The sequence below is a fragment of the Microbacterium sp. LWH10-1.2 genome (assembly GCF_038397765.1).
GTDB lineage: Bacteria > Actinomycetota > Actinomycetes > Actinomycetales > Microbacteriaceae > Microbacterium > Microbacterium natoriense.
The window spans coordinates 2904774-2918207 of the sequence record NZ_CP151638.1 but is presented as its reverse complement, the minus strand read 5'-3'; the positions used below and the strand labels follow the sequence as shown (position 1 = coordinate 2918207).

The window sequence follows — 13434 nt, the reverse complement described above, 5'->3', positions numbered from 1 at the left end:
GTCCCCTCCAGTCTCAATCGAGTCCGAGGGCGGCGTTGGCGGCGACGAGGATCCACGCGTCGCGGGTGCGGGGGCGGAGGGCGTCGAAGCGCAGGGCACCGCTTTTGAGGGCGGGGTCGAAGGGGATGACGCCGACTGCCCGCACTTGCCCGGCGAATTCGTGGGCGATCCGTTCCGCTTCTCGTCGGGAGCCGGGTTCGGGTTGAGTGACCACAACCACGGCGTTCGCGGCGAGGGCGGCAGAGTGCTCATCGCGGTTCTGGAGTGCTTCGAGGAGGAGCGCGGCGGATTCGGCGGAGTCGGCGGACGGGAGGGTGGGGATGATGAGCTGGTGGGAGTAGTCGATCATCCGCAGCCACCGGTCGGCAGATTCGTCGTTGCCAGAGTCGAAGATCACGAGACGGTAGTAGTGCGTCGCGACGCGAGCCAGCAGGTCGAACTCGGCGGTGGCGATGCGCTGGTCGGTGGCGAGGAGCTCGGGGTTGGAACGGAGCACGTCGTACCGGTCGGCGGACTGGTGGTGCACGAACCGGGCGATGTCTGACACGGACGCCGCAGGATCGAGGAGCCCGGGGGCCGCGGGGAGGAGGTCGCGGATGGTGGTGTCGTAGAGGCCGTGTTCGGTGCGCCAGCCGAGTGTGCCGCGGGTGTCGTTGTTGTCCCAGGCGAGCACGTTACCGCCACCGTAGCGGGCGAACACGGCGGAGATCATCGCGGTCGACATGGTCTTCCCGATCCCGCCTTTCCCGTTCACGACCGCGAGCAGACGGGAGCCCGCCCAGTGCCGGGAGACGCACGCCACCGCGTCCCGCTTCAGCTTCTGCGACGGCGACTCGGACACGCGAATGCCTGCACGCGCGGCGACTGCCCGCCATCCGGTCGACGGGGCGTCCGGTCGCGTGGTGTCGATGAAGGAGCGGCGTGCGGCGATGGGTTCATCAGGATCATCGGTCGCGGAGGCTGCGGACGCGGCGCGCTCTTCCGGTGTTTCCGTGGACGGGGCGGGCGAGATGTCGCCCGCAGCGGTGACGAGGAGGCGGTGATCGCCTCGGTCTCCGGAGGTGACGAGCTCGAGCGGGATCCCGCTGCGGATCGCTTCGGCGGCAGCACGCTGCACGACGAGGTGGCGGATGTCGTCGCCCGAGGTGGCGGTGATCGGTTCGCGGTGCCCGTCCGGCGTGGTGAATGTCGCCGTGGTGCCGGTGACGGTCGCGTAGGCGCGGGGCGTGGTGTCGATGCTCATGTCAGCTCCTTGTCCGTGGTGAGCCACCCATCGACGGCGGTGTCGGTCGGCCAGGCGACGTCGATGTCGCGGAGATCCAGGTCCGCGAAGGGCGTGGCGTACGGGTCGTCGAGTTCGAGGGCATCGTCGGTCTGGAAGAGGTCGTATTCCCAGTCGGTGGAGGTGCTGAACGCGTCGACGAGGTACGGGTATTGGCCGACGTAGGCGAGGAAGACGCCTTTGCGCAGCTGGCGGGCCATGGCGACGTGCGCGGGTGGGATGCTGAGACGCCGCTGCAGAGCGTCGCCTTCTTGCTGGTTGACGCGGAAGATGAACTTGTTCTCGATGTCGCCGATGATCGAGTAGGCGAGGTTGCGTTCTTGGGAGTCGGCGTCACCGACGGCATCGATGTCGCCCATCTTGTGGAGGATGACGATGTTGCTGATGCCGTAGTGACGGGACAGCTTCAACCACTGCTGGTACATCAGCAGGGACGCGAGCGAGGTCATGTCCCGCCATCCCTCTTCCCGGATCACATACCGGGTGCGGCGGGCGTTCCGGTCGGAGATCACCGCCTGAATCCACGCGGTCGTGCAGATCTGTGACATCTGGGCGACGAGGTCGCCGCGGGCGAACAGCTCGGACGTGTCGACCACGACGATCGGCGCGTCCTGGTCGAACTCGACCGTGGAGGCGTCCTCGAACAGCCCCGAGAGATCACCTTCGACGAAGCGGCGGAGCACGTAGCTGGGCTGCACGGCGCCGTCTGCGAGATGCCGGTCGATGGTCACCTCGCCGGCGAGAGCGGTGAGGTCGGCGTAGACGCCGCGCAGGGTCGGGGTGTCGTCGGTGCGGCGGATGCAGCGAGTGAGGGCTTCGTGCAGGGCGGCGTGTTCGACGGCGGTGAGGCGGGTGCCGGGAAGGGCCGCTTCGACGAGTGAGGTGAGCACGGTGACGCGGCGCTGTTTCACCATGAGCTCGTGCTGGTTGTCGCTGACTCCGATGCGGCGGGGCCCACGATCCAGCGGGTTCAGCCGGGTGTCGAAGGCTCCTCCGAGTCGGATCACGTTTCCGCCCGGAACTGCTTCGGCTACCGTGACCCATTCGCCTTTGGGGTCGGAGGGGACCACAGCCTGGTGCCCGAAAGGGAGGGAGCGGGTGACGAGGGTCTTGATGACGGCGCTCTTGCCAGCCCGGTACGCGCCGAGGACGAGAATGTTGGTAGAGAACGTCCCCCGGTCGGTGGTGTCTGCGTACGTCTCCCACGGGGAGAAATACCAGAGTGCGTCGGCGTTGAGGTCGACCCCGAGGATCGGGCCGCGGTGGCCAAGGCCGGCGTCGGCGACGAACGGGTAGATCCCGGCGAGGTGCTGGGAGGTCGCCTTGTGCGCCGGGATGGTCGCAGGGGCGAGGTTCCAGTACCCGGACTGGGTGAGTCCGGGGCCGAACGGGCCCGGCACCGCGGCCTCCGGCAACGCGAGCTCGCGCCGCGACCGTGCAGGCGGCCGGTCGGGTGGGGCGGCGGTGGTGCGGCGCAGTGTGCGCCGTTCCCGGCGCGACAATTCGGAGGGTTCGAAGAGGATGCGGTGGCGGGTCATCAGCTCATCCCCAATCCGAGGGGCAAGGCGTTGACCAGGAGCGCTTCGGCCTGCTGACAGTAGAGGACCTGCGCTTCCATCTCTGCCTGCACGAGCGCGTTGCGCATCCCGGCGACGGCTTGATCGAGTTGTTCTTCGTCGCGGGCGCTGATGGTCAGGTAGGCGCCGTACCGGAACTCGCCGTTCCCGGCGACGAGCTCTTCTTCCTCTTTCTCGAGCGCGTCCCAGTCGGCCTTGTCGGCGGCGGATCCGTCCGCGCCGCGTCGGGCGCGCATGCGCTCGTTACCGCGCCAGATCTTCTTGTCATCGCGGACCCGCTTCAACGCCCGCTTCAACGGCACCGGGGTGAGGACGATCGAGAAGATGTGTGTGACGGCTTCCCCGGTGTGCGGGTGGCGGGCGAACACGATCGGCGACACGAAACCGACGTAGGCGTCTGAGCGCGGCCATTCGTGAATCCACAGGGTGGTGTGCACGCCGGAGTCGGTGCGGACGAGGTGGTTGGATCCGCGGGGTTCTTCCAAATACATCGGGCCGATCGCGGCCGGATCGACCCCGGCGTGGTCGTCGTCGCGATTCTGGATGTGGGATGCGGACTCCGGGTCGAATGCGACCCTCGCGAGCGCCGCGATCTGCCGCGGCGAGAGCCAGGCGCGGACTTTGATGCTCGCCGCGGTGAGCGCATCAGCGAGGGTCCGGGTTTCCATGAACGCGAGGGTCTGCGCTCCGGTCTTCCCTCCGCCGAGCGCTTTGACTTGGGCGCCGAGGGCGAAAAGATCGAGGCTGAAGGTGAGGTAGTTGCGGTGGGCTACGGCGAACCGCTCCGAGTCGTCCATGACTTGCTCGTAGTTGACGGCCACAGGTGAACTTCGATCCTGCCCGCGGTGCTCGACGACCGCGTCGTAGTGCGTGCGGGCGGCGCGGATCGTGGTCGGCAGGGTGCGCTCCTGCAGCGTGACGCGTTTCATCCCCGGCCGTTGGGTGAAGGAGGCGAGCACCCGTGACCACTGCTCGGCCAGGTCCAGCCGTTCCGGGATGTCGTGCATGAGGAACCCCTGCACCTCGAGCTCGGCGGTGACCGATACCGTGCGGCGGCGCGGGTCATACACACAGGCGACCCCGTCGACGTCCCACAGTTGCACGGATGCTCGGGTGCCGGGGAGATTGAGGGTGCCGGCGAGCTGGATCCGCTCAGGACGGAATGTCTGCGTCGTCGCACCGGCGACGTGCCGGACCTGCTTCATCAGCCACAAGCCGGCCATCTTCGGCGCGGACAGGCCGTGCACGGTCACCACCGCCGTCAGCGCCAAGGGCACATATACAGGTGCGGCGTACAGCAGCCCGAAGGGTCCGAAGCGGTTGATGAACACGAGGATCACGAGGGCAGCGGCTGTGACGAATCCGAGCTGCCAGGGGTCCATGCCCAGCACGATTCCCTGACGGGACCGCCCAGGTAGCCGTACCGGCCGGTCTGGGGAAGCTTCAGCGGTCATTGCCTGCTCCTTTCCGGTCGCGGCGGAGATGCCGGTGATGTTGAGGATGGTGGGGGAGGCGGTGCCGAGGTGGCTTGGCTGCGTGGCGGTGTCGAGCCCGACGTGGATCTGGGTGGCGGTGTGGAGGCGGGCTTCCGCGGACCCCCCGGTCCGCCCGTCCCGGTGCGGGGCGTGGTCGGTGTCGAGCGTGCGGGGCCGCGGGGGACGCCGGCGGGGTGCGCACCGAGCCGGGAAGGCATGCGGGCGGCGGAGCGGGCGGCGTTCGATCCGGCGCGGGCGGCGTGGCCGCCTATCCTCGATCCGATGCGGTCCGCGGCGACGCCGCCGAGGAACGTGAACAGCCCGAACACCGCGAACGGCGCGAACGCCGCGAGCACGAGCCCGATGAGGAGCGGCCAGGCCTGCGGGTCCCAGATCGTCTCCACCTCGGCGAGCCCGTTGACGATGAGGGTGAGGAACCCGATCGTCAGCGGCCCGGCGAGCAGCAGCGACACGACAGCGGACACATACCGGACCACCCATTGCGGGCCGATCGTGCGCAGCGGAAACAGCATCCAGGCGACGGGTCCCGCGGTGACCAATGCGGCCAGGGCGATGTTGCGGAACGTGAACACGAGGACGAGCAGCAGCATCGACAACAGCAGGAGCCCGTGGATGAGGAACGCGAAGAAGTAGTTCGCCTCCCCGCCCGCCCAGGTTACCTTCTGCAGAGTCGTGAACAACGTCGCCGGCCCGTCCCGGTTCAGGATGTACCAGGTGAGGTCATCGACAGCGTTCAGAAGGTGACCGGTCATCCACAGCGTCAGCGGCACCGCGGGAATCGCGAGGAACGTGCGCACCACGGCGCTGACCAGCTCGTCGCGTTCGCCGGAGATGACCGCGGCGGCGACGGACCAGGCCATGGCGGCAAACGTGATCACGAGGACCGCCCACTGCCAGAACGACCACTCGGTCGCCGCAGCGGTCCACAGCACCGTACTGGTGTCGAAGCGCAGGCTCGACGCGACGAGCAGCATCGCGGTTGTGGAGGCGATCGCCATCCCGCGGCCGGCGTTCTCGAACGTCGTACACACGACATCGCCGACGCTGCAGCCGTATTTCACGATCAAGTTCTTCCCTCCCGCTTGCTGCAGCGCGGCGGCGTGGCCTTCATATGTCGTACACACCGTTGTGGACGCGCCGTTCATTAACACGTCGACAAAGCACTGCTGAGGCTTCACCTCGCTCGCGGTCGTCGGTGTGCAGGCGACCTGTCCGGAGGAGTACCGGCAGAACACGGGATACGCCGGCGATGACCAGCTCTCGCCCTCCACGACGATCAGAGGTTCGCCCGGCCCTGCCTCTACCGACATCGACCGCGGAGTCGATTCGGTCGTGGCCGATGCGGGTGCGAGCGCGCAAAGCATTGAGAGGAGTCCGAGAAGAGCTCCGATCAGGACGGTGCGCGCAGTGGACATCAGAAGCCGAAGTCGAAGTTCACGAACCAGCCGAACAGTCCGTTCGCCGCTCCCAGAATGGCGGCGGCGATGAAGATGCGGGTGATGTTGTCGCCCGCCCAGGACTGCACCTTGTGGGTGGCCATGTTGGGGAAGGCGAGGGCGGCGCCGGCGATGACCAACATGATGAACACGGCCAGCATCGCGCCGGCCAGCACATAGGAGGCGAGGACTTGCAGTCCACCGAAGAACGGGGCGGAGAAGTCCGGATTGATCGGGGGGACGTCGACGTCGAACGGCAGTATCACGATGAACTCCTTGTTCTCATCTGAGCGGCAGGCCAAGAGCGGCCATGAAAGGTTCCGGGTCGATCGCGACACCGGCCCTACGGACCTCGAAATGCAGATGGCATCCGAACGATTGCCCGGTGTCTCCCTCCGCGCCCAACGGGGTTCCGGCGGCCACGTCGTCGCCGATCTCGACCCGGAGCGAATCCCACAGCATGTGGCCGTACAGGGTCTGGATGCCGTCGCCGTGGTCGATCATCACGGCGTTCCCCCACCCAAAGTAGGAGCCGGCGACGACGACCGTCCCGGGACCGGCCGCGTAGACGGTGCTCTTGCACGCCTGCGACATGTCATAGCCTTTGTGATTCGTGGAGCAGTAACTGCAGCCCGATACCGGGTTGTATCCGAACCCCCGCCCGGTGCTGTACGCACCCTTCAGCGGGTACCCCCACTGACCGTTGACCGCCGGACCGTCCGTCGTCCCAGTCGACGTCCCCGTCACAACGAGCGACCCCGACGCGGCGAACGGGATCACTGCGAGTGGCGCAAGCACGAGCAACATGAGCAACACGCCGGCCGCGAGAACCGCGGTCACGATCCGGCTCGCGGTCCTCGACTTCGCGAGGGCCGCAGCGGCCAGGACCGGGATGCCCATGTCAGGGCTCCATCGGCTCCGCAAAGAACCGGACGACCTTGCAATCCCCCGACTGCTGCGCGCTTCCGGGCGCCGGGACGGACCCCTCACCGCAGAGCACCTGCACGCTGACCCGCACCCGGTCCTCGTAGCCGTACTCGGCCCCATCGCCATCGACACGGGTGTAGGAGAGGGCCACGTCGGCCGTGCCGATCCGCATGTCGCCTGACGGATCCTCGGACACCGCAACATCCTCAATCGCGCCGGTGAGCGCCGCAACCACCCGCCCCTTCGCAGAGGCGAGGGAATCCCAGTCCGCTTCCGTGAGCACCACAGATTGCCGGAGTTCGAGCAGCGCAGCATCCAATGCTGAGTCACGGTCAGGCTCGGACGTGTACCGGGTATCTGGTGTGAACCAGGTTTCGAGATACGCAAGCCATTCTTCCCGCGAGCTCAGTTGTGTGTCGAACGTCGATGCCGCCTCGAGGGCCCGCTGGATGTAGAAGTTGGCGTCCGTCGTGATCGGCTCGGGCACCCAGCCCTTGTCGGTGACGCTGGGATCCACCACGGCACCGGGAACCACCGTCGGTAGGGCCGAAGGGGAGTCGGGAGGCTCGGGGGATGCGGACGGACTAGGAATCGGGGTCTGCTGGTTCAGGAGCGCGCCGAAGATGATGGCGATGATACCCGCGGCTAGGATGACCGCGCCGATCCATGCCCACGCGATACCGCGCTTGCCGTTCCGCTCCCTGGCCACGATGGTCAGCCCTCCCGAAGCTCCAGGACGGCGACGATGCGCGGGCTGCACTGGTCCGGCATACGCCGCAGTGACCCAGTGGACAATACTCCGGTCAGATCGCCCCGTCTATAGGCCTTTTGGGGGAAACGCGCCACGGCTTCCCGCTGGTTCGCGGGGCTGTATAGCTGCGATGCCTTAATCATGAAGTGAACGGTACACCCACTCACTTCGGAAGTAAATGGGTAAATAGTTCGGTCTGCATCTGGATCGCGTGGATTATAGGGACGACAATGGAGCCATGCCCAAGTACGCCCGACCTGCCGATGGCGAAGCTGCCGAGAGCCTCCTCGCGATCCTCGGCAACCGGGCCAAGACCAGCATCATCCGGCAGCTACGCAAGACCCCGGACGTGGGGCGCAAGGACCTCGTCGAGGCGCTGCAGCTACCGGCATCGACGATCATCCCGTACCTCGGCGAACTCGAAAGCGTAGGTCTCCTGTTCGCAGACCCCCCGCGCGGGGAGCGCAAGCGGGGCGAGTGGGTCGTCTACCGCGTCAACGACGAAGCCGTCACCGAGATGTATCTCCGACTCGGGCAGGAGATCGGAGAAATTTAGACTCGCAACGGCTCGCAACCTCGTTGCACTACGCATAGCGCAACCTCGTAGTGCGCCTCTCAATAACTCACAGGTGGGTCAGCGTATAACGCGCCAAGATGGGTTCATAGCCACAGTTTTACCGCGATCCTTCGCCGTTGTCGGTGTCGGCATTCTCAGGATGCGCTTTCCGCCCGGGGTAGCGACCAGTGCGCGTCGCACACGACCGGCTGGCGTCTCCGTAACGCACGCATTCGCAGCGTGGATGTGTGGCAGGGTCGGTTGCGGGTCAGCAGAGAAGGAAGCGCATGGAGACGTGAGAGCATGCATGGGGGCACGGCCGGCGGTCGCCGGGGCGCACCCTGCTTGCGGGTTGCGGGAAGCTCGGATTGCGACTCGGTGAGCGGCTGGTCGCAGACGGACACGAGGTGCTCGCGCTCCGTCGAACGGCGGGGCCGCTTCCTTCCGGTTTCCGATCGATCACTCAAGATCTGCGTGCCGCCCCGCCGCGCGACCTTCCCAGTTGTGAGTCGGTCGTCGTCAGCCTGCCTCCGGACTCGGAGGACAGAGCCGACGGTGACGTCTACGCAGCGGCGCTCGCCAACCTTGCCGGAGGGCTGTCGTCGCGCCCGTCACGCGTGATCTTCGTCTCTTCGACTCGGGTACTCGAAGGGTGGCAGGGCCTCGCCCGCTCACCGAATCGGACGCGCCAGTCCTAGCCGGCAGTCGGTCACGAGCTCTCTTGGAGGGAGAGCAGCTTGCGTCTCGGCTGTTCGGAGCATGCATCGTCCGCCCAGCGGGCATCTATGGGCCGGGCCGGGACTCCGTGATCCGTCGCGTCCGCGCGCACGCCCCGGTCGACTACTCCAGACGCACGAATCGCATCCACGAGGACGATCTCGTCGGGCTCTTGTACACGATGCTCCGAGCCGAGAACGCGCCCCCCGCTTGTCCATGCGGTCGATCGAGAGCCCATCGCGATGGGCGAAGTCGTGACCTTCATCGCTGAAAGCCTCGGCATAGAGCCCCCGCCGCACGCCGAGGGCGAGAGCGGTGGTGGAACGGTGCTCCACGGCAATCTGATGCACGACTTCGTCGGTGCACTCCGCTACCCATCGTTCCGGGAAGGGTACGCACAGATGCTCAGCGGATCCGTCTGAAGTCCTGCCTCGAGGGCTGCACCACTAGATATCCGAGCCTTGGCATGAGCGGAGCATCGTCTCCGTGATCTCCTCGCCGACATGGGCCCTGCCACGACATGAACCGGGATGGTGAGGGCAGGCTCGATCGCCAGAACGCGGATGTCGTCGTACGCATGTTCTGCCTCGTAGCCGAAGATCGGGGGCCACATCGGGATCGGATGCGTCGCCATCTCGGCGAACGTCGACTCCACCCCGGTGAAGGGGATACCGTGGATCAAGCCCTGGCCCGAAGCGACCAGAGCACCGCTCAGAAGGTCGTGGAGGGCCGGACTCTGCTCGCGCTCGACAAGCGCGACAGGTGTTGCACCGTGCTCGGCGATGCTGACCTCCGATCGGTGGGTTCCAGAGCGTCGGAGTCCGCACCCGCCCGCATATGGTCGCCAAGTCGAGCCGGAGCTCAGCATCGCCGTACGCGCTCGCGGGCCCGTCATAACCGGTGTGAGCGGATGTCCGGCACGTTTTGCGGCGCGCATGATCGCCGTCGGGGCCGCGATCAGGACGCCGGCCATCCTGTGTACGCCTCGGCGAGGTAGGCGCGCCCCGCCTCGGAGTCGACGACTGAGCGGAGCTCGCCGAGTTGGCGGCGGCGATCGAATCCGTCGGCATCCGTCGCGGTGTGGAGCATGCTCGTCATCCACCATGAGAAATGCTGCGCCTTCCAGATGCGCTGGAGCGCCCGCTCCGCGTAGCCGTCGATGAGGCTCTCGTCGCGCCGCCCGAGGAACGACGTCAGAGCCTCGGCAAGGAGCACCACGTCGGCGACGGCGAGGTTCATGCCCTTCGCTCCGGTGGGAGGCACGGTGTGCGCAGCGTCGCCGACGAGGGCCACACGTCCGCGCCGCAGCTCGCTCGCGACGAAGCTCCGGAAACGCAGCACGTCTCGCTGGAAGATGCGCCCCTCCTGCAGGGTGGTGCCGGGGACGCGGGACTGCAGCGTGCTCCAGATCTCGGCATCACTGAGAGCCTGGGCGTCGGCGTCCGGAGCGCATTGGAAGTACATGCGCTGCACGAGCGGGCTGCGCTGGCTGATCAGCGCGAAACCATTGTCGGAGTTGCTGTAGATCAGCTCGTCTGCGCTCGGCGGCGCCTCGCAGAGGATGCCGAACCACGCGAAGGGGTACTCGCGGAAGTAGCCGTTTGTCGTCCCGCCCGTGACCGCCGGGCGCACGACCGAGCGGGAGCCGTCGGCCCCGACCACGAAGTCGGCGTCGATCTCGACCGCGGACCCGTCCGCATCGGTCGCGATGAGGCGTGGTGCGTCGGTCCCAGCTCCCTCGATGCGCGTCGCCGTGACGCCTAGTCGAAGATCCTGACCTGCGTGCACGCGCAGTTCGAGCAGATCCTTGAGAACCTCGTGCTGCGGGTAGAGCCAGACGCTGCGACCGACAAGGCCGGGGAAGTCGATGCGATGCCCCTCGCCCTGGAAGCGCAGCTCGATCCCGTCGTGGCGATGACCCACGGTGTGCACACGGGTGCCGGGGTCGATGCGGGTCAGCAGGTCGACGGTGCCCTGCTCGAGGATGCCGGCCCGGATGGTCGACTCGATCTCCTCGCGTGAGCGCTGGTCGATCACGACCGAGTCGATCCCGCCCTCGGCGAGGAGATGGGACAGGATGAGGCCGGCCGGCCCGGCTCCGACGATCGCGACGCGGGTTCGGATCGAGGTGATCATGGTGTCTCCTTCGACGGCGGCGCCGGTGCGTCCGCTCTGCCGATCAGTGTGCGCGACCACCTGCCGCGCGCACCGAAGAATCCCATTGAATGAGATCTAGCCGGGGTGCAGGTCTTTCTCGATGGCTGCCGCTGCGTTTTTCAGGACCGCCACGGCGGGGTCGCTCCGGGAATCGCGGGGCAGCACGACGGAAAGGGCGGCCACCACTTGACCGCGCTCCCGCACTGGCACCGCGACGCCGGTCGACACGGCCTCGATTGATCCCACCGCGATCACGACCCCCTGGCGGCGGACCGTCGCGAGCACGCCGCGCAGCACCGACGGATCGGTGATCGTCTCACGTGACACGGCGCGCAGGGGGCCCCGGAGCACACGCTCACGGAGCTCAGGGGCAGCGAAGGCGAGGAGGACGAGTCCCGAAGACGATGCGTGCAGGGGGAGGCGTCCCGCGATCCGGGTGATGTTGGCGCCGGCGTCCGGATGAGACAGCCGTTCGAGGAACAGCGCCTCCTCCTGCTCCAGCACGGCGAGCTGGGTGTGCTCGCGGATCATGTCCTGCAGGCGCTCCATGTGCGGCAGTGCGACCTGACGCAGCCGGAGCGCGTGCGATCCGCGCAGCGCGAGCTCCCACAGCCTCATGCCCAGCCGCACCCGCATCTCCTCATCGCGCTCGAGCAGCCCGGCCGCGATGAGATCTCCCACGATGCGGTGCGCGGTCGCCGGCGGCAGATTCGCACGACGCGCGATCTGCGTCGCCGTCTGCGTCGTCCGGTCGGCCGCGAACGTGTCGAGGACCCGCACGATGCGATCCGTCATCGAGTCGCCGGAGGGGGAGTTCGCCATTCCGGCAGTCTTGCACGCCTCCCGTGTCGCTCGGCGACCTGTGAGCGGTAGCCTCGGTGCATGACCGCTCCCGTGCTCGCGTCTTCGACGCCCTGGATGCCAGCGGACGTCGACTCGATCGCGGGCCTGCTCGGCGGGGTGCCCGTACGCTGGTGGCTCTCCGGTGGAGCCGCGCTCGATCGCTGGCTGGGGCGTGAGATCCGGACGCGCCCGAACACCGATGTGAGCGTCGCCGCCGTCGACCTGTCCGCGCTCGTCGATGCCCTGCCTGCGCGAGTCACCGCGTGGACGCTCTCCGACGTCGAGGGGTGCGTCGTCCCGCTCGACACGGCGCCTGCCGACGCCGATCCGCACCCCGTGCTGCTCCAGGACGAGGAACGCGGAGTCTGGGTGCTGCAGGTCAATGTCGAGGACGGCTCCCCCCGCGCCTGGGTTTACAAGCGAGATCCGCGGCTGTCCCTGCCGTGGGATCGGGCCGTGCTCGACCTCGACGGCGTGCCGACCGGCGCCCCCGAGGTCCAGCTCGTGTGGAAGGCCCTCCGTCCGCGCCCGGAGGACGAGGTCGACAAGGATGCCGTGATCGCGACCCTCGACGACGAGGCGCGCTCCTGGTACGAGGGTGCGATCCTCTCGATCCATCCGCATTCGACGTGGTCGATCCGCATTCGCAGCCCGTTCGCCCCGGCGAAGGCGAGCTGGAACCGCACGATGCACTCCTAGTCGCGCGTCTCTCTCGCCGCGTGGTACTCCTCGGTGCTGACGGCATCGTGCACGAGGCCGCGGAACCACCGCTGCGCCGGCGAGAGCGCGGCCCCGCGGCGGGTGTAGAGCGAGACCGGTGTGCTCTGCGCGGGCCAGGGGAGGTCGCTGATAGCCAGGCCGTCGAACCACCCGCAGAAGACCTCCGCGACATGGCGGGGCAGGAGCACGACGAGGTCGGTCGTCTGCACCACCGACGGCACCGTGGCGTACTCCTCGACGGTGAGCACGACCTGCGGCATGAGACCGTGCTCGATGAGGGCCTGATGCGGGAACACGTGTCCGCCCCGAGCCGACACGCGCACGAAGTGCCGGCCGTCGAACATGTCCGGTGCGGTCGGAGGCAGCGGATGAGCCGTAGAGGAGAGCGCGACGTACTCGACAGCACGGACGTGCGTGCGCCACAGCCGGGGGCTGCCGATCATTGACACCGTCATCGCGAGATCGATGCTTCCTCGGGTGAGGCCGTCCTCCACCTGGTCGGCGTCGAGTCTCTCGACCGTGATGCGGGGGCGGGCGTCCTCGCGCGTCAGTGCCGCCATGATCGGGGGGAGGAAGGTCTGCTCGCCGATCGACGTGAGCCCCAAGGCGAGCGCTCCGGTGAAGCCGGTCGGCTCGAAGTCGGCGTCGGAGTCGACTGTCGAGTCGATCTGGGCGAGCGCTTCGTGCAGCGGCCCGAACAGAGCTGTGGCGCGGGCGGTGGGCACCATGTCGTGCCCCTCGCGCCGGAAGAGGTCGTCGCCGAATCGCTCGCGCAGCCGTCGCAGCGTATAACTCACGGTGGGCTGGGTGACGTGCAGCCTCTCGGCCGTTCCCGTCACGCTGCGCAACTCGTAGAGCACGACGAACGTGCGCAACTGGTTCAGATCGACGGTTCCCACGAATAGATGCTATCGATACAAGGCTTCTCCATCATCTATTGGACTGCAGATCATGACCGCCCTACCGTCGGAG

General features: G+C 67.5%; 13 protein-coding genes. 3 read left to right on the top strand and 10 right to left on the bottom strand.

What is annotated here, in order from left to right; genetic code table 11:
- Nucleotides 1-13: 13 nt before the first annotated feature.
- Genes MRBLWH10_RS13885 through MRBLWH10_RS13855 form a run of 7 tightly spaced genes read right to left on the bottom strand, consistent with a single transcriptional unit; the run spans nucleotide 14 to nucleotide 7427 of the window.
- Nucleotides 14-1243 carry a ParA family protein gene (locus MRBLWH10_RS13885; protein ID WP_341940341.1) on the bottom strand — a complete coding sequence of 410 codons (1230 nt, stop codon included), beginning with the start codon at nucleotides 1241-1243 and terminating at the stop codon, nucleotides 14-16.
- Nucleotides 1240-2820: a hypothetical protein gene (locus MRBLWH10_RS13880; RefSeq protein ID WP_341940340.1), complete on the bottom strand. Its 1581-nt coding sequence runs from the start codon at nucleotides 2818-2820 to the stop codon at nucleotides 1240-1242. Before MRBLWH10_RS13880 ends, MRBLWH10_RS13885 begins: the two co-directional genes overlap by 4 nt.
- Entirely contained in the window at nucleotides 2820-4313 is a 1494-nt protein-coding gene (locus MRBLWH10_RS13875) for an SCO6880 family protein (RefSeq protein ID WP_341940339.1), read from the bottom strand. The genes MRBLWH10_RS13880 and MRBLWH10_RS13875 overlap by 1 nt, the downstream gene beginning before the upstream one ends.
- On the bottom strand, nucleotides 4310-5770 hold the full coding sequence (locus MRBLWH10_RS13870) for a hypothetical protein (protein WP_341940338.1): 1461 nt from the start codon (nucleotides 5768-5770) through the stop codon (nucleotides 4310-4312). The genes MRBLWH10_RS13875 and MRBLWH10_RS13870 overlap by 4 nt, the downstream gene beginning before the upstream one ends.
- Nucleotides 5770-6057: a hypothetical protein gene (locus tag MRBLWH10_RS13865; protein WP_341940337.1), complete on the bottom strand. Its 288-nt coding sequence runs from the start codon at nucleotides 6055-6057 to the stop codon at nucleotides 5770-5772. Before MRBLWH10_RS13865 ends, MRBLWH10_RS13870 begins: the two co-directional genes overlap by 1 nt.
- A gap of 16 nt (nucleotides 6058-6073) precedes the next feature.
- Entirely contained in the window at nucleotides 6074-6691 is a 618-nt protein-coding gene (locus MRBLWH10_RS13860; protein ID WP_341940336.1) for a M23 family metallopeptidase, read from the bottom strand.
- Nucleotide 6692: 1 nt separating this feature from the next.
- Nucleotides 6693-7427 (bottom strand): hypothetical protein, encoded by a 735-nt coding sequence (locus MRBLWH10_RS13855; RefSeq protein ID WP_341940335.1) that lies wholly within the window; start codon nucleotides 7425-7427, stop codon nucleotides 6693-6695.
- Between the two features lie 280 nt (nucleotides 7428-7707).
- Between MRBLWH10_RS13855 and MRBLWH10_RS13850 the strand changes: the two genes are divergently transcribed.
- Complete coding sequence (locus MRBLWH10_RS13850; protein WP_341940334.1) at nucleotides 7708-8025, top strand: hypothetical protein; 318 nt, start codon at nucleotides 7708-7710, stop codon at nucleotides 8023-8025.
- 959 nt (nucleotides 8026-8984) lie between these two features.
- Complete coding sequence (locus MRBLWH10_RS13845; RefSeq protein WP_341940333.1) at nucleotides 8985-9164, top strand: hypothetical protein; 180 nt, start codon at nucleotides 8985-8987, stop codon at nucleotides 9162-9164.
- 535 nt (nucleotides 9165-9699) lie between these two features.
- On the opposite strand, the gene MRBLWH10_RS13840 is transcribed toward MRBLWH10_RS13845, so the two are convergent.
- Nucleotides 9700-10878: a 4-hydroxybenzoate 3-monooxygenase gene (locus tag MRBLWH10_RS13840; protein ID WP_341940332.1), complete on the bottom strand. Its 1179-nt coding sequence runs from the start codon at nucleotides 10876-10878 to the stop codon at nucleotides 9700-9702.
- 96 nt (nucleotides 10879-10974) lie between these two features.
- On the bottom strand, nucleotides 10975-11721 hold the full coding sequence (locus tag MRBLWH10_RS13835; RefSeq protein WP_341940331.1) for an IclR family transcriptional regulator: 747 nt from the start codon (nucleotides 11719-11721) through the stop codon (nucleotides 10975-10977).
- Nucleotides 11722-11781: 60 nt separating this feature from the next.
- Between MRBLWH10_RS13835 and MRBLWH10_RS13830 the strand changes: the two genes are divergently transcribed.
- Complete coding sequence (locus tag MRBLWH10_RS13830) at nucleotides 11782-12441, top strand: hypothetical protein (protein ID WP_341940330.1); 660 nt, start codon at nucleotides 11782-11784, stop codon at nucleotides 12439-12441.
- Here the strand turns inward: MRBLWH10_RS13830 and MRBLWH10_RS13825 are convergent.
- Nucleotides 12438-13361, bottom strand: coding sequence for a LysR family transcriptional regulator (locus MRBLWH10_RS13825; protein WP_341940329.1), 924 nt, complete (start codon nucleotides 13359-13361; stop codon nucleotides 12438-12440). The genes MRBLWH10_RS13830 and MRBLWH10_RS13825 overlap by 4 nt on opposite strands.
- Nucleotides 13362-13434 lie beyond the last annotated feature (73 nt).

What these genes read in the sequence shown, in the direction of transcription:
- MRBLWH10_RS13885 (WP_341940341.1), bottom strand. Translation starts at nt 1,243, where the DNA reads ATGAGCATCGACACCACGCCCCGCGCCTACGCGACCGTCACCGGCACC.
- MRBLWH10_RS13880 (WP_341940340.1), bottom strand. Translation starts at nt 2,820, where the DNA reads ATGACCCGCCACCGCATCCTCTTCGAACCCTCCGAATTGTCGCGCCGG.
- MRBLWH10_RS13875 (WP_341940339.1), bottom strand. Translation starts at nt 4,313, where the DNA reads ATGACCGCTGAAGCTTCCCCAGACCGGCCGGTACGGCTACCTGGGCGG.
- MRBLWH10_RS13870 (WP_341940338.1), bottom strand. Translation starts at nt 5,770, where the DNA reads ATGTCCACTGCGCGCACCGTCCTGATCGGAGCTCTTCTCGGACTCCTC.
- MRBLWH10_RS13860 (WP_341940336.1), bottom strand. Translation starts at nt 6,691, where the DNA reads ATGGGCATCCCGGTCCTGGCCGCTGCGGCCCTCGCGAAGTCGAGGACC.
- MRBLWH10_RS13850 (WP_341940334.1), top strand. Translation starts at nt 7,708, where the DNA reads ATGCCCAAGTACGCCCGACCTGCCGATGGCGAAGCTGCCGAGAGCCTC.
- MRBLWH10_RS13845 (WP_341940333.1), top strand. Translation starts at nt 8,985, where the DNA reads ATGGGCGAAGTCGTGACCTTCATCGCTGAAAGCCTCGGCATAGAGCCC.
- MRBLWH10_RS13840 (WP_341940332.1), bottom strand. Translation starts at nt 10,878, where the DNA reads ATGATCACCTCGATCCGAACCCGCGTCGCGATCGTCGGAGCCGGGCCG.
- MRBLWH10_RS13835 (WP_341940331.1), bottom strand. Translation starts at nt 11,721, where the DNA reads ATGGCGAACTCCCCCTCCGGCGACTCGATGACGGATCGCATCGTGCGG.
- MRBLWH10_RS13830 (WP_341940330.1), top strand. Translation starts at nt 11,782, where the DNA reads ATGACCGCTCCCGTGCTCGCGTCTTCGACGCCCTGGATGCCAGCGGAC.